This window comes from Schaalia cardiffensis (assembly GCF_016405145.1).
GTDB classification, from domain to species: Bacteria; Actinomycetota; Actinomycetes; order Actinomycetales; family Actinomycetaceae; genus Pauljensenia; species Pauljensenia cardiffensis.
Genome location: NZ_JAEKIA010000021.1, coordinates 1 through 19,317, shown reverse-complemented (window position 1 = coordinate 19,317; position 19,317 = coordinate 1). Strand labels below are relative to the sequence as shown.

Below are 19,317 nucleotides of genomic sequence, written 5' to 3'. Positions count from 1 at the left end.
CGACCACCCCGCCGCCGGCATCATCCCCCAATGGGGAGACGCCATCGCCTGGCATGAACTCCACCACCACAGCCCCTACCGCACCGACTGGGACTAGACCCGACCAACACATTTTGTCCTATAACCCAAAGACATGTGCGTCCGTAGCCACCTCATGGGACGATCAGACTATGCACTGCGAACACTGGGAATCGGGGGTGTGCCGTTCGTGCACTCTCATTGAAGTGCCCTACCAAGAACAGCTGGCCGACAAAGCCCGTTCGCTGAGAGCCACCCTCGACACTGTCCCCAATGCTTCGAACATTCACTGGCTCCCTCCTGCCTCATCCGAGCCCCGAGCTTTTCGTACCTCAGCAAAACTCGTCGTCGGCGGGACCCGCAGGCGCCCCACCCTCGGCGCCCTCGGAGCTGATCGGCGCGGCGTCGACCTGCCCGCCTGCCAGATCCAGCACCCCGCAATCAACAAGGCCATCCCCGGACTCAAACGCTTCATCCGTGCACTCGACCTGACGCCCTACGACGTGCCGAGGCGATCCGGAGAACTCAAATATATCCTTCTCACCCTCGGAGCCGACGAGCAGCTCATGTGCCGTTTCGTCTTGCGCACGCGCGAGCGTGTCACCGATCTGCGTCGTTCCCTTCCCCTTCTGCGCGAACTCGTCCACGGCGTCTCAGTCGTCACCGCGAACATCCACCCCACACACGAGGCAATCGTCGAAGGACCCGAAGAGATCATCCTCACTAAGGCCCGCGTTTTGCCGCTGATAGTTGGTGACACGAGGCTCGCCCTCGGACCGCGTTCCTTCGTCCAGACGAACACGCAGGTCGCCTCCCAGCTCTACCGTCAGGCCGCCAAGTGGGCGAGCGCCCCCATCGCCAAGGCCGCCCCCTCCACCGCTTGGGATCTGTACTGCGGAGTCGGTGGCTTCGCGCTCCACCTCGCCCAGGAGGGCATAGCCTCGGTTGCGGGAGTGGAGGTTTCAGATCAGGCGATCTCATCGGCGATCACAGCCGCAAGATCAATGGGGATTAGCCGTTCAAAAGCCGTGTTCGTGACGGCGGATGCCACCGAATGGGCGAAAGCACAGCCCGCGCAGACCCACCCCGATGTGCTCGTCGTCAATCCACCCAGGCGCGGCATTGGCGAAGAACTCGCCCGGTGGATCGAAGAATCGGGCATCCGACGAGTCATCTACTCCTCGTGCAACCCGAAGTCCCTCGTGAAGGATCTCGCGCTCATGCCCTCGTACCAAGGAATCGAGGCGAGGCTCTTCGACATGTTCCCGCACACCGATCACGCCGAGCTCGCCCTCGTCCTCGAAAAGACGAGGACACTCCCCTAAGCCCTGCAAGCCAGGATTCTTACGGCGACTCGACGTGGAGGAAGCGCGCACTCGAACACGAGCGAAGGAGAACACCAAACGGGCATCCCTCCTTCAGTGCTCACAGAGACTTACACTCATGGCAAGCGTCCCGCGCACAAGCGCGCCGACCCCGAACGATGAGGAAAACCAATGGCCGTTGAACTGCTGACCGAGTCCACCCCGGAAATCGTCGAAGCGATGGAGCGCCTCATCCCCCAACTCTCCCGCTCAGCGAAACCTCTCGACGCTCAAGCCTGCGAACGATTCATCTCCCAGCCCGGCGTTCATTTCCTCATCTACCGCCCCGACACAGCCGACGCACGAGGCGAGCATCCGATCCTCGGCATGCTCTCACTCGCGATCTTCGAGATTCCCACTGGCGTTCGAGCCTGGATCGAGGATGTCGTTGTCGACGAAGCAGCGCGCGGTCAGGGCGCGGGCCTTAAGCTTGTCGAAGCTGCTCTTGAACAGGCGAAGAAAGTCGGCGCGAGAACCGTCGACCTCACGAGCCGCCCCTCACGCGAAGCCGCGAATCGCCTGTACCGCCGAGCCGGTTTCGAGCAGCGTGAGACGAACGTGTACCGCGTGCCCTTGGACTGACGTGGGCCGCGCAGACCTCGCAGTCACCGCCGACATGGACCACGCGCCCCTGGACTGAGCTCTTCGAATCTGAAGCGTTGCCCGAGTGGAGGGCCACACTCTTCATTTCTGAAAGCACCACCGCTGTGGGTATGCACCCCGGGCGGATGATGCTCTGTGACTTGCGCTCATGCTTCGTGACGCCCACTTACGCTTCGTGACGCCCACTCACGCTTCGTGATGCCCACTCACACCTCATCATGAGTCTCCCCTTTCACAGATCAGTGAATTAGGTTAGCCTTACCTTGCCTAATTCGGAGGTCACCTCCGAATAGGCCAACCACACGAAAGGACACTCAGCATGAGCGACAAGACCATCACCGAGATTCTCGAGACAAAGCGCGAGGACGCTATCCTCGCTCCCAACTCCAACCACCACCCGGGTGTGCACGCGAGCACCGCTTTCCAGCTCGAAGCCGAGCTCAAGGGCTGAAATCATGACGAAGGGGAGTGGAAAGGGTCTCGTCCAACTATGGCCGAGCGAGAGGGACTCATACGCGCGCAGAGCAGACGGAACCCTCATCAGAGGTCTGGGCAACGATCTCGAAGCCCTCGACCCCTGCCCAGACGCGGCCCTTCCACTCCCCTCCCGCCCTTTCTCCATCGTCATTGATCTCACCCCCAACGCGCGCCCCATTCTCCTCGCCGATAGCCCGGCTCCGAAAAGCCTCCTCAAGGCATGCGCGCGAAAACTCACACTGAAAGAATTCTTCGAAGGAGAAGGCCCCCTCGCCGGCGACACCGTCATCCACTACCTGACGAGCCCAGACCTTCCCAGTGTGCTGAAAGCCGAGGAGCGAGCGCTGAATGCTGGAGCCTCTTACCTCGCCATCCTCATCCGCTTTCCCGATCTTCTCATCGGCCCCTTGTCCAGCCCCCAATTCCCCAACCTCTACAGACACCTGGAGGCACGCATAACGGCGGCCAGCCTCGCCCCCGGAGCCACCTCCGCGACATTGCGTCCGCCCGCCCTCGATCTCATCCGCGATCACCTGAAAGAGTTTCCCGATCGTCTCCTCGACGTGAAGATCTCACCCACACGAAACGAGGATGCGAAATCATCCCTGAACTGGACGACTATCGATATTCCCTCCGCGCGCAAGCGCGCTCGGGTGCTCGTTCCATGGCTGACGTGGAGGGGCTACGAGCACGCGCCAGAAATCATCGATATTCATTCGGAGGCATTCTGCGATGAACTCGCCGGAATCGTCACACGACTGCGAACGATCGAGCACAACGAAGCCCTGCCCAAATGCGTCATCACCATTCAATCCGATGTCACGGATATTCGGGTCATCAGCGAATGGAGCAACAACACCGTATGCCAGGGAAGCGCCATTGATGACGAAGATGAGGCACGCCGCGCAGCGGTGGGAGAGGCCATCGAGAGGTACTGCGTCAATGTCATAGACTCCGAGCCCATCGTCATCGGCAGCTACCACGACCTCCTCTCCTCAGGCCGCACCCCCGTTCCCCCTGAAAGCTTCATACTCTTCTCCTCCGAGCAGTACGCCCAAGCCGCTTTCCGATTCACACCTTTCACCCCTCACACCCGAATACCGTGGATGCCGGCACGTAACCTCACGCGCCAACGCGACGACTTCGTCCCCCTTTCCATGGTCTACGTCAACTACAACCAGAAGGGGACGATCCACGGCGAACCCTTCTCCTCATTCCCCAGAATCGCACCGATCCCATACGCGGGAATCGCCGCAGGCCACGATTTCGAGGGAGCACTGCTCAACGGCCTCGAAGAGATCATCGAACGCGACGCCACAATGATCTGGTGGCACTCGAAGCCAACGATTAATCCCGTGAGCATCGAGTCGCCCAAAGTCGCCGAAACCGCCGACCGCTTCTTAGCGAAAGGGTTCGATCTCTCTTTCTTCATCCTCCCTAACGAATTCCACATCCCCGTCGTCGCCGCAGTCTTGCGCAACGACCACCACCGCACCTGCAACATCGGCTTCTCCTGCCGCCCGAGCACGGAAGCTGCCGCTCTCAAGGCGATCACAGAAGCCGCAACCCTCTTCGACGGAGCGATTGATCTGCTCGACCCGGCGGGCAGGATGTTCTCAGCCATCGAGAGACTGGAGCTTTCACCGAACATGGCCCTGCCGTACAGGCAGGACCGGGCCTATCTCGACACCATTGAATGGAACTACGACTCCGTTCATGACCTCATGATCCAACAGCAGCTCAACCTCGACCCCCGGGCGCACGAGCATCGCTCCCCACATCTCGATCGCCCTATCGTCCCGACCACCCGATACCCCGTGGATGAAGGGGAATCCCGCGCTTCGGCCTACTACCGCAACAAACTGGAAGCCGCAGGCTACGAGATCCTCGCCGCCGACGTCACCACCCCCGACATTCGAGCCTGCAACGGCGTCGTACTCCGAGTCCTCGTCCCCGGTCTTGTCCCGAACTTCCCCGCGGGGGACATCACACTCGGAGGCGGACGAATCCTCAACGCCTACCACCGGATGGGGCTGCACGACGCCCCGCAGAGCCCCGACCAGCTCAACCGATTCCCCCTGCCTCATGCCTAGCTCTCATCCCTCCACCAGTAGCATCGGCTTCGCTCAAGGCAATACCCGCCTGCCCCGTGCCGCACAGGCCCGCAACGCGAGCATCAATGTCGGCCTCGTCGTCCTCCTCATCATCTCGATGCTTCTCGCATGCAGCATCGGCGCAGTCGAAGTCCACCCGGGAATCACCCTGCGGATCGTCCTCGAACACCTCACCCCGTGGCAATGGACGATTCTGCCGCCCCCAAGCCCCGTTGACGAGGGCATCATCTGGAGCACCCGACTTCCCCGCACTCTCGTCGGCGCCGCATGCGGCGCGGGACTAGCCGTCACGGGCCTCGCCGCTCAATCGACCCTACGAAATGTCCTCGCCGACCCCTATATCCTCGGGATCTCCGCCGGAGCCTCCACCGGAGCTGCAGCCGTCATGGTCTTCGGTCTGCGCATGGCAAACAGTCCAGTTCACGTCGGAGTCGGAGTCGGCGCTTTCATCGGTTCCCTCGTCTCACTCGCCCTCGTCATGACCCTTGCCAGAGGAGCGGGGCGACTGACGAACACGCGGGTGATCTTCGCCGGAATGGCCGTGAATTTCTTTTTCTCCGCCCTCACCAGCCTCATCATCATGCTCGCGAAAGACCCCACGACGACACGCTCAGTCGTCTTCTGGATGCTGGGCTCCCTCGCCGGAAGCCACTGGCCCGAGGTTGCCATCGCAATGGGTGCCAGCGGCGCCGGGATCCTCGGACTCATCGCCATCGGTCGGCGCATTGACGCGCTATCCCTCGGCGACGACGTCGCGCGCACCCTCGGTGTAGATCCACAACGCCAGCGCTTCCTCGTCTTCCTCCTCATCTCCCTCATCGTCGCTTTCCTCGTGGCCCTCACAGGAACGATCGGATTCATCGGACTCGTCGTTCCACACCTCGCGAAAAGACTGCACGGTGGGATCTTCCGCCGCTCCGCCCCCGCTTGCGCAGTGATCGGCGCCATCATCATCGTCTTAGCCGACCTGCTCGCACGAGTCGCCGTGGCCCCCGGAGAAATGTCAATCGGAGTCATCACCTCACTACTCGGAGCTCCCCTCCTCATGTTCCTCATCGGACGCGACGCAAGGAATGAGGAATGACAACGACAACCCCCGCCTTCCGGATCGAGGATCTCAAGGTCAAATACGGCTCCTCCCTCGCCCTCGACTCCATCAATGCTGAAATCCCTCACGGCGTGGTAACCGGGCTCGTAGGCCCCAATGGCTCAGGAAAAACGACACTTCTGCGCACGATGTACGGGGCTCTCACCCCCGCTGGTGGACGAGTGCTCCTCAACGGTTCCCCCCTCGACTCCCTCGATCCGAGGGAGATTTCGCGTGAGATCAGCGTCGTCGTCCAGCAGTCTTTCATCCCTCATCGAATGAGCGTTCTCGACGAAGTACTGCTGGGGCGCATGCCTTTCATCTCCGACTTCAGCCCCTATCGTGAAGAAGACCGCAAACTGGCCCTCGACGCCCTCGAAGCGGTGGGGATGCTCGACAAGAGCGAACGACGCTCCGACGAACTCTCCGGCGGAGAACGCCAACGCGTCGTCATCGCCAGGGCGCTCGCGCAAGGAAGTCGCTGCATCCTCCTCGACGAACCCACGAACCACCTCGACATCCGCTACCAGCACGAGGTTCTCGAACTGTTGCGCGATCTTGGCCGCACCGTCGTCATCGTCCTGCACGACCTCAATATGGCCGCACGCTACTGCGACAGGATCCACATCCTCAGCGCAGGGCGCATGCACTCCGTCGGCGCCGCCGAACAGGTCCTCCTCGAAAGCACCATCGCAGAGCTGTACGGCGTCAACGTTTCACGGATTGACCACTGCGGCAAGCCGCAATTCCTTTTCACCTCACCCTCTCGCTAAAAGGAGAATTCCATGACACTCAGACCCCTGTTCCTTGCCGCCGCAACCTGCGCGGCCCTCGTCCTCGCGGGATGCTCGACCGACACAGGTGCCGCCCAAGAGCACTCAACCTCAGCCTCCCCCTCTTCTAATGCCGCCTATCCAATGAAAGCCTCATTCTGCGGACAAGAGGTGACCGTCAAACACGAGCCCCAGCGAATCATCGGCGCTGGGCGCGAAGGAGTTGCAAACATCGTCTCCGCCGGTGCAGCGGACAAAATGGTGGCACGATTCGGCGAGCACGGCGCTCAATACAGCCCCCGCATTGAGAACGAGCTCAACAAACTCACCGGTATCGAGGAGGTCGTTTCCGCAGGCGGCGAGGAGCACGGCACCATCAGTTTCGAACGTATCCTCGAACTGCGCCCCGACATGATCTACGGATCAGCCCTAGGTGACGGCGACCTGAGCATTGACAATCTCGAAGGAAACGGGATCTCGGCCGTGATGCCTCCGAGCAGCTGCGCCTACGCCTTCGCCGACGCGACGAGTAACTTCGCCGATCTCGATGCGATTCCCGCCCACGTCCGTGAACTCGGGGCTCTCCTCAATACCGCAGAGAAGGCCGACACGAACGCGAGCACAATGGAAACGGATCTCGCCGAAGCCCGAGCTGAAGGTAAGAAGCTCCCCGAACTCACGGTCGCAGGTCTGTACTACTGGGATTCATCCGAGGACCTCTTCGCCTACGGCGCGAATTCGACGATCCAGGGTATCTTCGACACCGCGCATCTGAAGAACGTCGTTGCCCCCACCTACGACGCGATGTTCAACGGCGCCATCTCGCCCGAGGCGATCGTCAAGTCGAATCCCGAAGTCCTCATCGTGACCACGGGCGAAAGCGGAATCACCCTTGAGGACTCGCTGGCTCGTTTGGAGAAGATCCCCGGAATGACGGAAACGGCAGCGTTCAAGAACAAGAGGATCATTGAGCTGCCCTCCGGGGCCGCCTACCCGACCGTCGAGGCGATCGACGCAGCACGAGGGCTCGTGAAGACGCTCGCAGAACAGTGACCTTGAAAGGCCCAGGAGAGAGAATGAGCATTCGCACAGTAGGGGAACGTCAACGTGCGGTCTTCGAAGCGGCAGGAGTGAGCCCTGCGGTTCTTATCCCACCGGTTCTCGCCGGCCTTGTCGCAAGCACCGCGCTTGTTGGAAGCGCCCTGGTGAATTCGATGATCTTCACCGAACTGCTAGGAAAACGCAATCCCTCCGCATTGACGAGATGGATCGCAGTGCTTGCCCTGCTCCTCATCCTCATTCCCCTCCTGGGCCTCCTACGGGCCTACATCGCGAATAGGCTCGGACTCCTCCTCAAAGTGAATCTGCGCCGGAGGATCCTCGCAGACATCGATGAGCGAGGACCGATGCGCCTAAGCTCCTCACGCGCAGGAGCCCTCGAATCACTCATGGTTGACGGGGTAGAGGCCATTGAGCCCTACTTCGGTTCCTATCTTCCCCAGATCGCGGTCACTGCACTGACGGCAGGCCCTCTGTGCATCTGGATCGGCACCGTCAGCCCAGCCATCGGCACCGTGCTGTTCCTTTGCGCGATCGCCACCTTCCTCGTGCCGAGGCTATGGGACCGCGCTCTTGCTGAGGAGGGGCAGGCGCACTGGGGCGCCTACGAAGATCTCAACAGCGACTTCGTCGATGCGATGATGGGAATGACGACCCTGAAATCCTTCGGCGCGAGCCAGACCTACGGGCATCAGCTCGCCGAAAGATCAAAAGAGCTCCTGCGAACGACCCTGTCGCAGCTGAGGATCTCCCTTGGAGAGACCGGCGCCTCCGCCGCCGTCATGGTCCTCGGACCCGCGATCGCACTCCTCATTGCTGCTTTCGAACTCCATCATGGGCTCTACGGGGTCGATCGTCTTTTCTTCATCACCCTGCTCTCCATTGAGGTCTTCCGTCCCCTTCGAGATCTCGCCAATGCCTTCCACGCGGGTTATTTCGGACTGAGTGCGGCAACGCAAATCCACGAGGTCTTCCACGGGAACGCTCCCGCCCGCATCACATCTGAGCGCCGCGCCCTGCCCGCTGGAAACAACGCCGACATTGAAGCCCACGCCGTGTCCTACACCTACGAGGGGGCCGATGCGCCCGCCCTCAGCAACGCCTCACTGCGCATTCCCCAAGGGAGCTTCCTCGCAATCATCGGCGGCTCCGGCTCGGGGAAGTCGACCCTGATTGGCATGATCCTCGGTCTCGACTCCCCGACTGCAGGTAGAGTCACGATCGGCGGCGAGCCCGCGACCAGCGTCGACATCCCCTCAACGATTTCGCTGGTGCCACAATCTCCCGTGATCTTCCCCGGAACCGTCGAAGAGATCCTCGCGGCGGCAGCTCCTTCGACGACTCGGGAAGAGATGCTCGAAGCGTTGACTCTCGCGCGCGCATACGGGCTCCATGCCAATCGCGACTCCTGCGTGCACCACGGCTCAGGCGCCCAAGGAGAAGACCTCGACCTATTCATCGAGGAAGGGGGAGCGAATCTCTCCGGAGGCCAGCGCCAGCGTCTGGCCATCGCCAGGGCCCTTGTCAGAAGACCACGAGTCCTCATCCTTGACGAATCCACCTCCGCATTGGATTCGAATACCGAGGCCCAAATCCTTTCCGGCCTGCGCAAGACCTATCCCGAGATGACCCTCGTCCTCGTCACCCACCGAATGGAAGTGGCGGCGAGCGCAGACGAGATCATCCGTCTTTCCAGTGGGGAGATCCACTCATCCGGAGCCCCCGCCGAAGTCATCGGCGTCTCCTCCCACCCCGTGCCTTCCCAAGGAATCGAGAAGCGATGAAACAGACTTTCAAAGACCTCGTGTCCATCATGGGACGACTCGGAGAGTTCAAACGCCTGCTCATCGGCTCCGTCCTCGTGATCGCCCTTCATCAGATCGCCCTCATCCTCGTCTCAGTGGTGAGCGTATGGATCACGACAAGGCTGGTATCCGAGGACCACCCCCAGCTCTTCCTCCCCTTCCTCGTGCTCTTCTCCCTCGCTATAGTCCATGCACTCTGCTACCTCTACGATGCCTGGTGGTCCCATCAGCTCGCCTATCAGATCCTCGCGCGCATGCGGATCGACCTGTACGCAGCGATCCAGAGGATCGCTCCCAGGGGCCTGTCGGGGCGGAGGACCGGCGATCTGACTGCTACTGCGATGAACGACATGGAGCAATTGGAATGGTTCTACGCCCACACCGCTCCAGTAGCCGTCGCAGTCCTCATCAACACGATCATCATCGAGTCCGTGCTCATCGCCCTGATCGGACCACTGGCCCTACTCGTCCTCATTTCGATGGTTCTCCCCATCCTCATGCCATGGTTACTCGCCCCGATCCAAAGAAAACAGGGAGAACGGGTACGCGCAGGCCTTTCAAGCCTCAAATCCCTCGGCCTCGACTCGGTCGTCGGCGCACGAGAGCTCTACGCCCTCGGACAACGCGAAGAACACACGCGTCGAGTTCTTGAGATGAGCGCCCTCGTCCAGCGCGACAAACTCGCACAAGCCACGCGCAAGAGCATCGAATCTGCAGGATCCGCTTTCGGCGCTGCCGCGGTCAGCATCGCCATTTTGGCCGTTCTCACGGGCAGAGTCATCGAAGGAACCTACCCGGCCCAGCTCCTTCCCGTCGCCGTCGTGCTCATCGGGATGGCAACTCTTCCCGTTCTCTCTCTTGCGGGGATGCTCGGCATCATGGGCGAGGTCTCTTCCTGTGCCCACCGAGTCAACGAGATCCTCGACGCCCCAGCTCCGCTTCCCTCCACGGTCCTCGATCTGCCCCTTGTCGAAGGCGAGAAGGATGCTGCCGTGGGCGAGTCCGTGACCTACCGCTATGAGGGCGAAGCCGCTTTGAATGAAGCGACCCTGAGTGTCCCCGGGGGCCGAACCATCGCGCTCGTCGGTCCTTCCGGTGCCGGAAAGTCGACCTTCGCTCATCTGCTCATGCGCTTCATGGACCCCGATTCGGGGAGCGTGCGCTTCTCCGGGCACGACCTTCGCGGAATTGATCCGGATGAGCACAGGCTCGAGGTCGCTCTCGTCCCGCAGAACGGCCATGTCTTCTCCGGGACCTTCCGCTCGAACCTCCTTCTGGCCGACTGGAACGCCGATGACACCATGATGTGGGAGGCGCTTAATGCAGCTGGACTCGAAGACCTCGTCAAAAGTCTTGGTGGTCTTGATGCGCCAGTCGGTGACCGGGGAACTGCGCTGTCTGGGGGCGAGCGGCAACGGGTCGTCCTCGCACGCGCATTCTTACGACAGCCCCGCCTCCTCATCCTCGATGAGCCCTCAGCCAATCTTGACCCGGAGTTGGAGAGGGAGATCACCGAGTCGGCGACGCGCCTCAGGCAGGGGCGGACGACCTTGGTGATATCGCATCGCCTCGCTTCCCTTGCTGATGCGGAATCCATCTGGGTGCTCGACTCTGGAAGGGTTGTCGCCCACGGCTCGCACGAGACACTCAAACGCGATAGCGCGGATTACAGGCGCATTCTGGCGGATCAATCGGACGTGGAATCCTGAGCACAGCCGGAGGGGCCCGCCGGTGGGGACCTCATCGAACGTGGTTCAGCATAAGCTGGCCCTACGCCAGCATAGGCGGGCCCTACGATGGGGTTCATGGGCTACTTCGAATATGACGAGACGACGCAGCACGCGATCGACTATCAACACTTCCTCCTCGACTCCCCCTCCGCCTTCCACGCCGCCGACCTCGTCCGTCAGCGCCTCGAAGACACGGGCTTCACGCCTCAAGATGAGAAAGACCCCTGGGACGCCTCGCCCGGCGGGCACGTCATGCTCCGCTCAGGTGCCGTCGTCGCATGGATCGTCCCCGAAACCCTCAACGAGGACGCGGGCTTCAGGATCGTTGGCGCACACACCGACTCCCCCGCTTTCCGCGTCAAACCCTCCATGTCCTCGACAAGCCCGGACGGTTTCAAACAGATCGACGTCGAAGTCTACGGCGGCATGCTGTGGAACTCGTGGCTCGACCGCGAGCTCGCAATCGCCGGGCGCCTCCTCATGCGCGATGGTTCACAGGTCCTCGTCCGAACCGGAGCGCTCGCGAGGATCCCGCAGCTCGCAATCCACCTCGACCGTAAGGTGAACCCAGAGGGCCTGAAGCTCGATCCGCAGCAACACCTGCACCCCATCTGGTCCCTCGATTCCGACGCCGATCTCATGGAAGAAATCGCGAAGTATGCGGGAGTGAAGGCCGAGGACATCGTGTCCCACGATCTTGTCCTCGTACCTCAGCAGGGGCCGGGGACCTTCGGCGATCGAGGCCAGTTCTTCGCCGCTGGCCAGCAGGACAATCTCTCTTCTGTCCATTCGGGATTGACCGCTTTGGAGCGCCTGGCCGCGAAGGGAATGCCGAAAGAGGGCGATGTCCTCGTTTTCATCGCTTTCAACCACGAGGAGATCGGTTCGGAAACCCGATCGGGCGCCGCAGGCCCGCTCCTTGCGAGCGTCCTCGAACGCACTGGAGCAGCTCTTGGCCGTGACCTCGACGCACGACACCGCATGCTCGCCCAGTCCACTTGTGTGAGCGCCGACGCTGCACATTCGGTCCACCCGAATTACGCCGAACGTCACGATCCCCACAATCGTCCTGTTATGGGCCGTGGTCCCATCGTCAAGATCAATGCGAATCAGCGTTACGCCACTGATGCAGAAGGCATCGCCTTGTGGTTGCGCGCCTGTGAGGCTGCGGGAGTCGCGAGCCAGAATTTCGTCTCCCACAACGCCATGCCCTGCGGTTCAACGATCGGGCCGATCACCGCGACAGGGCTCGGCATTCTCACTGTGGATGTGGGCATTGGGCTGCTGTCGATGCACTCGGCGCGCGAGATGAGTCATGTTGACGATCTCATTGCCCTGTCGAAGGTGCTGGAGGCCTACTGGCTCGGCGCCTGAAGGCGGGCTCGCTTCTGATTCCCCTGTGGGGGGATGGGGCTCTCCCCGTAGTGGAGGGGATAACGACAAAAGGAGGGGATATAACCCCTCCACAACACGCCATCCCCTCCACAACACGCCATCCCCTCCACTTAGGGCGGGTGGGGAGGTCCGGACCTCCACTTCGAGCGCGCAAGCACGCTCAGGCCCCCATTTGGGACGCACAGGGACCCTCAAGCCTCCCCTTCGAGCGCACAGACACATTCAGGCCAGCATTCGGGGCATGCAAGCCCGCTCACGCCCATTTCCTCCTCCGCGACGTTGCTCAGGCGAAGCCTCTAATCCTCGAAGTCAGCGATAACGCTGCCGGAAAGTGCCTTCGCAATCAGACGCTGGAAACGCTTGTTCATCTTGGGCAGGGCATTGGCGCGTAGGAACACCGCCTCTGCGTTTTCCCCATCGTTGGGCTCAGGCTCGCCCTCGTTCCATTCGAGGACGAACGCGGCATCCAGGTAGCTGGAGACATCGCCGTTCCCATAGGTGACGGGGCCGACAACATCAACGCTGATCAGCCGGTCGACTCGAGCCGATACTGCGGCCTCTTCCTCCGTTTCACGAACGGCCGCGATTGCCGGTTCTTCACGAGGATCCACGATGCCAGTGACCGGAGTCCACGCACCCGTATCCGCACGCTTCACGCATAACACCTCGACGGTGGTGGAGTCGTTAATCATGCGTGACCATCCGTGTGGAGGAATCGTCGCTTCACCACTGTCCGGGTCGAGGGCTCTCAGAACGATCGCGGTGGTTCCTGGAAGCCAGAGCTCTGCATGTCCGATCTTTTTTCGCAGTTCGAGGACGAAATCTGGTGTCGTCATGCCCTCAGCCTATGCGCACTCATCACCTGCCACTGAACCGGATACCCTCGTGTACAAAGGGGTCACTCGTGATCGAAGACATCACCGCACCCCTGTAGAGGAAAATCCTCGCTTACACGGGGGGGAACACGCTCTCGAAGCACATTACGGTTTCACACCAGAGGAGAACCCGCGCCTACATGGGGACACATCGATGATGAGAGCTCAGGCCTGCGCGATGAGGGAAAATCTGCGCTTACATGGGGGCGTGTTCATCCCAGGAAGTCCGGCAGGTATACAAAGAAGAGCACCTCTTCACGAGGGGTCACGTTCACCTGGGGAACTCGGTAGAGCATACGGAAGAACGCCCGTCCTCAGCGCCCCGAACCGTCGCGGTTTTCACATGCCCCAGATCAGCGGAACAACCTTCACATGCCCCAGATCAGTGGAACAACTTTCAGATGCTCCAAATCAGTGGCACGAGGAGGATCTTCACAATGATCGTGAAAGCAAAAAGAGTGGCGTATGCGGCCTCGATACGTTCATCGGCGACGCGAGCATCCGCTGCCTGAAGGACTGCAGGCTGGCCGAGGAAACCCGCGACTCCCCCTGCGCTTCTCGCAGCCGACAATCCCGCGAACCGGCCCGCGAGCGCCTGAGCGACGCAGCACAGCAGAACAAGGAAGAAAGCGAGCAAGGCGGCCTTGGGCCCCTCCGGGCTGGTCAGCAGCGCGGAAAGTTGGGGGCCCGCTCCCAACCCAAGCCCCGCGAGGAAGAGGAGCAGGCCGATCTGGCGGATCGTGAGGTTCGCGGACGTGGGAAGCGACCAGACGAGCGGGCCCGTACGGCGCAGCGCGCCAAGGAGCATGCCGACGATCAGGGGGCCCGCTGCGGAACCGAGTTCGAAGGTGGCACCTCCGGGAATCGGGAAGGGGAGCGCTCCGAGCAGCATTCCGAGCACCATTCCGATACCGAAGGCCATGGCGTCAACTTCCGAGACTCGCTTCTCTGAATCACCCAGCCAGTTCTGAATATTCTCAAGCTCTTCGGTCGGGACGACGACGGCGACATGATCGCCGAGCTGCAAGTCAAGGTCGTCGCGGGCAAGCAGGTCCAGGTCTGCGCGACGCACACGGGTGATGACTGCACCGAAGCGGGTTGAAACGTTGAGAGCGGAGATGGACCGGCCCGCGACATCCGGGTTCGAGACGACGATCCTTTCGAATGCGACATCTGAACGGTCATCTTCGAGGTGATGGTCCACAGCCACTCCGACCTGGGAAGCGGCTTCCTCAATATTCTCGGGGTCTCCGACGAGGAGGATGAGATCACCTTCCTGGAGATCCTCACCGGGAACGACGACTCGGGTGATGTCGCCGCGACGCAGATAAGACATGCGCACGCGCTGCTCGCGCCACGCCCGAACATGGCGGGTGTTGACCGTCTCGGTGACTCGGACTGTCAGGGTCTCGAGGCTTTTGCCCGCAAGCGATGGCGTGTCCTTCGCGCCGACCCATTTCCTTGTCACGGTCATGGTGACGACGAGGATTCCGACGATGACACCGATCGGATAGCCGAAGGCGTAGCCGACGGCCGCTTGGGGGTCGCCGGTGACGCGTGTCGCAGCGTCGAGGGCGGGGGCCGCAGTCAGGGAGCCCGTGAAGATACCGAGGGTCAAGCCCTTCGGCAGGTGCAGGAGGTGTCCTCCAAAAGCTGCGGCTAAGGCGCCGAGGAGGGAGACGATTGCTGCTGAGGCTAAAAGCGATGTTTGCTTGCGCAGGTCCTGGAAGAACATGGCTCCTGCGGAGATGCCGACGGTGTAGACGAAGAATGCGAGTCCGATCTGCTGGACGATCTTCATGTCATTGCCGATATTCGGGTCCCAGGCGGAGACTGCGAGTCCCACGAAGAGGGCGCCGGCCGCGCCGAAGCGCAAAGGCCCGAAGCGGATCGCTCCGAGAGCGGCTCCCGCGCCGACAACGAGAAACAAGGCAAGTAGGTGGTTCGTCTCCAGTAGTTCGGCCATGTCTCAAGCCTATTCCCTCGTTCGGGACACCCCTCACTTGGGGAATTACCGTTTCGAGGTGGAAGAAACGAAGTCACTCCTCACAAGGCTCCCTTCCGTTCGGAGTGTGATCTGTTATCTCTTCGCTTCCGCCGCGCTTGAGCTTTCTGCGCGCGCCCGAAGGCCTCCGAATGCGCAGGACCTGGGCTGGACCGGTCTTAGCTTTCTGCGCGCGCCCGAGGGTCTCTAGCTGAGCGGCGAGGGGCCGCGCGTCCTCCTGTGGCTTTCTGCGCGAGCCCGAGGGCCGCTGCTCGTTTACCCTAAGGAGGTCGCCCGCATGAAGGAGTGCCCCATGTTGTCCAGCACGATCGGCACTACCGAGCCGACTCAGGACAGAATCGACGAGCTTCACCGCATCTTCGATGTCATCCGTGCTGCGCCCGATGCGCACCGAATCGATCTTCACGGCTCGTACCCAAGCGGCTGCATGGATGGGCGACCCTTCATGCTCAAGGCTGAGGATTCTCCCTCCGGGAAACCGGAACCCGCACCGCCACGTGTGCGCGTACCCGGAGGGAGCCTGGCGACCTGGGTCGCCGACTTGCTGCTCGTCGGAGCCTTTTGCCCTGAGGGGTTTACAGGCTGGGAGGAGGGCGAAGACCCCCTCCCCGCCGATGTGCCCGAGCAATGCGAGGCGTGGATTTCCAACCTGTTCTCCGCCCTGCGTGAATCCGGCATCGAAGTGTGCGTTCATTCGAGCGAAAAAGTCGGGGAAGACGATTTCGGCTGTGGAGCAATGGATGGACTGAAGGCCGCACTGCGCCTGATGATCGACTCGCGTGAAGAGGTTGAGGCTCTGATGCGCTCTTGGGGTTTGGATCCCGCCGAACTTCCTGCGGCGGCCTTGGCTCGGGCCGAGCGCCTGCGGACGGTGTTGCCTCAGGGCGCTCGCCTCGGCCAGGCCTGCACGCCCTGGGTTTCAGCACCAATTCCTCTGGCTATGGGCGAGCATCGTGAACTCGTCCTCGTGGTGAATGCGCAGCCGGGGACGAGCGTCAACTCCGATGGACTCGTTGATGTGCTGGGCGGGCAAGCTTTCGTCATTGACATTTGGTCCTTTGAAGTGATTGCTCAGACGCTTATGGAAGCGGCGACAAAGCGCGGGAGTGCCACCACTGCGACGCGCGACGGCATCGTTGCCGTGCTTGCCGCTTTCTCCGCTTCGGCACTCCTCGCCCTGTGCGGTCCGAACATTGAGGTTGTGCTCCTGCCTGCCAGGAGCTGATTCCTTCTGGCATCTACCATTCCCTTATGAGCGCCTCATCCTCCCAGCCCCCGGTATCCCCGCCGAACACGGCCGAGGAGGTGGATATTCCCCGCGGTGCCCTCGCCGATGGGGATAGCGTTCGGGTGGACACATGGTTGTGGGCGGTCCGCAAGATGAAGTCGCGTTCTCAAGCGACGAGTGCGGCGAGGGCCGGACATGTGAAGGTGAATGGAGACAGTGCGAAGGCTGCTCAAAAGATCCGAGTCGGCGACGAGGTCCGATTGCGTATTGAGGGCTTCGATCAGGTTCTCCTCGTGCGCAAGCTCCTCGTGAAGAGAGTCGGTGCTCCTCAGGCCAGGGTCTGCTACGAGGATCGGACACCTGCCCGCCCGAAAATGGTTGTTCCTATTGCCATTCGTGAACGCGGCGCTGGACGTCCTTCGAAGAAGGAAAGGCGTGAGCTCGATCGTCTGCGCGGGAGGGATTCGCACGAGCGCGCTCGTTTGGAGCGAGCATCCGCCGCGTGGGCTCGGGAGGCTTTCCTGGAGGACTGAACAGACGCCTCAACAGCGCCGAAGAGGGTAGCGCCCGGCGCTGCGCGGGAGTCGGCCACGTTACCCCAGCGTGAGTGCCGCCCTGCCCGTAGCGCCCGGTGCTGCACGGGAGTGGGGCTCGCCTGAACGAGACTGCCCATGGAAGAGTGAAGAGCTGCCAGCACGCGCCACGTGCCCGACCAGTATCGAGGTCAATGCTCCCCAGCATTGAGGGCGCCGCTCCCCTGTGGGAGTGACGAGCTACAGGAGTGAGGAGCCGCCCCTCAGGGAAGGGACACTCCAGGAAAGACCACGAGGGCCCCTTGAAGAGGCGATGCTGAGTGTGGAAGAGCCAATACCGAGTGGAAGAGGCGATTCTCAGCGAGGAAGAACCTTCGGCGCCCCTTTAAACCCCTTCCAAACCCTTCAGGAAATGACAGATCTTAAGCGGTATCGCGGCGATGGCGGCGCTTCGAGGCAGCGAAATCCGCTCGGCATGACGCTTGCGAGATCGCACCCGTTTCAATGTGGTTGAGCCACTTCGACTCCGCTTCAAGTTCGAAGATGTGGCTTTCAAGGATGAGCTTCCAGGCGAGCTCCCCATCATCGGCACTCTCGTTCATGCGCGTAGCCTCGCGCAGAACCGCGCGAGTCGCACGGCGCTGCATCTGAATGAGTGAAGCGACATCGACACTTGGATCTGCAGCGGCGACGGCAAGCTTCATCACAAGCTCATCACGCTCTGGCTGCTCACGAATAACCGGAGTGGACCACCACTCGTCGAGGATCGCACGGCCCGCATCGGTAATCTCAAAGACTTCAGAATCTCGACCGGCGTTGGTCTCCTGGTGGGAGACGACGCAACCAGTGCGTTCGAGGCGCTGCATCGTCTGGTAGACCTGACCGATATTCAGCGGCCATGCGCCGCATGTGTGGTCCTCAAACATCTGCTTGAGCCGATAGACCCCGGCAGGCTGAAGCGAGACAAGAGCAAGAAGTGCATTGCGAACAGACATTGGAGCTCCCGACCCTGGATTTGGGCAGATAAACACGGAAACGCAACGATACTATCCCAGTCCTTGACCGCTGTCCTCTTCAGTGCGAGACGCAAATTCCATGGCCTTCCCCCAGGTACCGAAACGCTGACGAACGCTGGCGGTCGAGGGAACATCTTGACGCCCCAGAGCGCGCTGCTCTTTCGACCATGAGGTATAGCCACCCAAGGTGGCGCTCAGTCCCGCGTGCTCGGCGCTTTCGAGGAATTCGGTGAGGATTGTGCGCATGACGGCCTCATTGAAACGCCCCGATCCTTGTGCCCGTCCTCGTCCACTCGCCCGAAGGCCAAGACGCGCCAGGGCGTCGTTCCATTTCCCCTTCCCGAGGCGAACCGCAATCGTCCTCGAACCCGTCGGCCACAGCAGAGCGCCTTTGCTGGACGAGATTCTCCATTCTTTCAAGATGAGTTGGCGGACCTCGTCGGCGCGTGCGGCGGAAAGCTGAGGGAGTTTCCCAGCCGCCGCAGCCTCTTTCGCGGCGAGGATCGGAGCGATCGCCTTCTTCACCTTGTCGCGAGTGAGGTTATTCTTGCCGATCAGCGGCTTGAGGGTGTCGAAGAGGGTCTCGTCGGTGCGGGTCTCGTCAAGCTCCAGCGCCAAGGGGTGGGCTCGCGAAGCCAATAGCCAGAATCCTGCTTCGATCTGAGCATCGGTGAAGGCCGTGGTTCGGGCCTTAGGGGTGCGCGGGGTGGATTCGTCTTCCCCGGCGCGTTCTGCTCTGGGTTCAGTCGTGGGCTCACTCACCCCTTCATTGTAGCAAACTTGCCTGGGCCTTGAGCCCCCACTTCGAATCCTCTCCACGAGCCCCACCATGGGCACTCCGGCGCTGGCGCCTTCCTTCACTACCATGCCCCCTTCACGATCACGCCCCTCGCCCGCAGGCCCCACAGCCCCGTCTGCGATGCGATCAGACCAGCTTGCGCCCACGCCTCTCGCCCGAGAGGCCCGCCGCACACCAGAGCGCGCCCCCATCCTTGTCCCCCACAGCGAGCCCCTCCCGTTACCTTGTTGGTGGTTGCCGGTGAATGAGTGCCGGTGGCTGGGCCAGCGGTGGTCGGCATGATGTTTTGCCCCTGTCTTTGAATGGTCCGGGGGGTGTTGTCACCGGCCGCCGCGGGGCTGCTGCTCACCGCTGATCAGGGGAACGACCCGCTCGAGGTCTTTCGTAACGTGGGTGCGGGATCGGCGGCTCAAGGCTGGCCCGATCTCCTACGAGA

General features: G+C 61.7%; 16 protein-coding genes. 12 read left to right on the top strand and 4 right to left on the bottom strand.

Going from position 1 to position 19,317, the window contains the following annotated elements; genetic code table 11:
- Positions 1–170: 170 nt before the first annotated feature.
- The 10 genes from JFX23_RS09085 (at position 171) to JFX23_RS09045 (ending at position 12,404) form a co-directional block, all read left to right on the top strand.
- Positions 171–1,343 (top strand): methyltransferase domain-containing protein, encoded by a 1,173-nt coding sequence (locus tag JFX23_RS09085; RefSeq protein WP_198776630.1) that lies wholly within the window; start codon positions 171–173, stop codon positions 1,341–1,343.
- Between the two features lie 171 nt (positions 1,344–1,514).
- A complete protein-coding gene (locus JFX23_RS09080) occupies positions 1,515–1,964 on the top strand; it encodes a GNAT family N-acetyltransferase (RefSeq protein WP_005962414.1) in 450 nt (149 codons plus the stop codon).
- A gap of 340 nt (positions 1,965–2,304) precedes the next feature.
- Positions 2,305–2,436: a hypothetical protein gene (locus tag JFX23_RS09560; protein ID WP_005962415.1), complete on the top strand. Its 132-nt coding sequence runs from the start codon at positions 2,305–2,307 to the stop codon at positions 2,434–2,436.
- A gap of 4 nt (positions 2,437–2,440) precedes the next feature.
- On the top strand, positions 2,441–4,555 hold the full coding sequence (locus JFX23_RS09075) for a YcaO-like family protein (protein WP_198776629.1): 2,115 nt from the start codon (positions 2,441–2,443) through the stop codon (positions 4,553–4,555).
- Positions 4,548–5,660 (top strand): FecCD family ABC transporter permease, encoded by a 1,113-nt coding sequence (locus tag JFX23_RS09070; RefSeq protein ID WP_198776628.1) that lies wholly within the window; start codon positions 4,548–4,550, stop codon positions 5,658–5,660. Before JFX23_RS09075 ends, JFX23_RS09070 begins: the two co-directional genes overlap by 8 nt.
- Positions 5,657–6,436: an ABC transporter ATP-binding protein gene (locus JFX23_RS09065; RefSeq protein WP_198776627.1), complete on the top strand. Its 780-nt coding sequence runs from the start codon at positions 5,657–5,659 to the stop codon at positions 6,434–6,436. Before JFX23_RS09070 ends, JFX23_RS09065 begins: the two co-directional genes overlap by 4 nt.
- Before the next feature lie 12 nt (positions 6,437–6,448).
- Entirely contained in the window at positions 6,449–7,489 is a 1,041-nt protein-coding gene (locus JFX23_RS09060; RefSeq protein ID WP_198776626.1) for an ABC transporter substrate-binding protein, read from the top strand.
- 23 nt (positions 7,490–7,512) lie between these two features.
- Positions 7,513–9,279 carry an ABC transporter ATP-binding protein/permease gene (locus JFX23_RS09055; RefSeq protein WP_198776625.1) on the top strand — a complete coding sequence of 589 codons (1,767 nt, stop codon included), beginning with the start codon at positions 7,513–7,515 and terminating at the stop codon, positions 9,277–9,279.
- Positions 9,276–11,009: an ABC transporter ATP-binding protein gene (locus JFX23_RS09050; RefSeq protein ID WP_198776624.1), complete on the top strand. Its 1,734-nt coding sequence runs from the start codon at positions 9,276–9,278 to the stop codon at positions 11,007–11,009. Before JFX23_RS09055 ends, JFX23_RS09050 begins: the two co-directional genes overlap by 4 nt.
- 96 nt (positions 11,010–11,105) lie before the next feature.
- Positions 11,106–12,404 carry a M18 family aminopeptidase gene (locus JFX23_RS09045; RefSeq protein ID WP_233050734.1) on the top strand — a complete coding sequence of 433 codons (1,299 nt, stop codon included), beginning with the start codon at positions 11,106–11,108 and terminating at the stop codon, positions 12,402–12,404.
- Positions 12,405–12,721: 317 nt separating this feature from the next.
- Here JFX23_RS09045 and JFX23_RS09040 read toward each other — a convergent pair whose 3' ends face one another.
- Both JFX23_RS09040 and JFX23_RS09035 read right to left on the bottom strand, forming a co-directional pair.
- Positions 12,722–13,261 carry an NUDIX hydrolase gene (locus JFX23_RS09040; RefSeq protein WP_198776622.1) on the bottom strand — a complete coding sequence of 180 codons (540 nt, stop codon included), beginning with the start codon at positions 13,259–13,261 and terminating at the stop codon, positions 12,722–12,724.
- A gap of 436 nt (positions 13,262–13,697) precedes the next feature.
- Complete coding sequence (locus JFX23_RS09035) at positions 13,698–15,266, bottom strand: aspartate:alanine exchanger family transporter (RefSeq protein WP_198776621.1); 1,569 nt, start codon at positions 15,264–15,266, stop codon at positions 13,698–13,700.
- A gap of 331 nt (positions 15,267–15,597) precedes the next feature.
- Here JFX23_RS09035 and JFX23_RS09030 point away from each other — a divergent pair, with 331 nt between their 5' ends.
- Positions 15,598–16,530, top strand: a complete 933-nt coding sequence (locus tag JFX23_RS09030; RefSeq protein ID WP_198776620.1) for a hypothetical protein — start codon at positions 15,598–15,600, stop codon at positions 16,528–16,530.
- Positions 16,531–16,556: 26 nt separating this feature from the next.
- Entirely contained in the window at positions 16,557–17,066 is a 510-nt protein-coding gene (locus JFX23_RS09025) for an RNA-binding S4 domain-containing protein (protein WP_198776619.1), read from the top strand.
- Between the two features lie 422 nt (positions 17,067–17,488).
- Here the strand turns inward: JFX23_RS09025 and JFX23_RS09020 are convergent, their stop codons facing one another.
- Positions 17,489–18,061: a PadR family transcriptional regulator gene (locus tag JFX23_RS09020; protein ID WP_198776618.1), complete on the bottom strand. Its 573-nt coding sequence runs from the start codon at positions 18,059–18,061 to the stop codon at positions 17,489–17,491.
- Between the two features lie 51 nt (positions 18,062–18,112).
- The gene (locus JFX23_RS09015; protein WP_198776617.1) at positions 18,113–18,844 is read right to left on the bottom strand and encodes a hypothetical protein; all 732 of its coding nucleotides are present in this window, start codon (positions 18,842–18,844) and stop codon (positions 18,113–18,115) included.
- Positions 18,845–19,317 lie beyond the last annotated feature (473 nt).

Bases quoted from the DNA above. Each gene is read 5' to 3' on its own strand.
- JFX23_RS09040 (WP_198776622.1), bottom strand. From the start codon at position 13,261: ATGACGACACCAGATTTCGTCCTCGAACTGCGAAAAAAGATCGGACAT.
- JFX23_RS09055 (WP_198776625.1), top strand. From the start codon at position 7,513: ATGAGCATTCGCACAGTAGGGGAACGTCAACGTGCGGTCTTCGAAGCG.
- JFX23_RS09560 (WP_005962415.1), top strand. From the start codon at position 2,305: ATGAGCGACAAGACCATCACCGAGATTCTCGAGACAAAGCGCGAGGAC.
- JFX23_RS09045 (WP_233050734.1), top strand. From the start codon at position 11,106: ATGGGCTACTTCGAATATGACGAGACGACGCAGCACGCGATCGACTAT.
- JFX23_RS09035 (WP_198776621.1), bottom strand. From the start codon at position 15,266: ATGGCCGAACTACTGGAGACGAACCACCTACTTGCCTTGTTTCTCGTT.
- JFX23_RS09060 (WP_198776626.1), top strand. From the start codon at position 6,449: ATGACACTCAGACCCCTGTTCCTTGCCGCCGCAACCTGCGCGGCCCTC.
- JFX23_RS09065 (WP_198776627.1), top strand. From the start codon at position 5,657: ATGACAACGACAACCCCCGCCTTCCGGATCGAGGATCTCAAGGTCAAA.
- JFX23_RS09025 (WP_198776619.1), top strand. From the start codon at position 16,557: ATGAGCGCCTCATCCTCCCAGCCCCCGGTATCCCCGCCGAACACGGCC.
- JFX23_RS09080 (WP_005962414.1), top strand. From the start codon at position 1,515: ATGGCCGTTGAACTGCTGACCGAGTCCACCCCGGAAATCGTCGAAGCG.
- JFX23_RS09075 (WP_198776629.1), top strand. From the start codon at position 2,441: ATGACGAAGGGGAGTGGAAAGGGTCTCGTCCAACTATGGCCGAGCGAG.
- JFX23_RS09070 (WP_198776628.1), top strand. From the start codon at position 4,548: ATGCCTAGCTCTCATCCCTCCACCAGTAGCATCGGCTTCGCTCAAGGC.
- JFX23_RS09050 (WP_198776624.1), top strand. From the start codon at position 9,276: ATGAAACAGACTTTCAAAGACCTCGTGTCCATCATGGGACGACTCGGA.
- JFX23_RS09020 (WP_198776618.1), bottom strand. From the start codon at position 18,061: ATGTCTGTTCGCAATGCACTTCTTGCTCTTGTCTCGCTTCAGCCTGCC.
- JFX23_RS09030 (WP_198776620.1), top strand. From the start codon at position 15,598: ATGTTGTCCAGCACGATCGGCACTACCGAGCCGACTCAGGACAGAATC.
- JFX23_RS09085 (WP_198776630.1), top strand. From the start codon at position 171: ATGCACTGCGAACACTGGGAATCGGGGGTGTGCCGTTCGTGCACTCTC.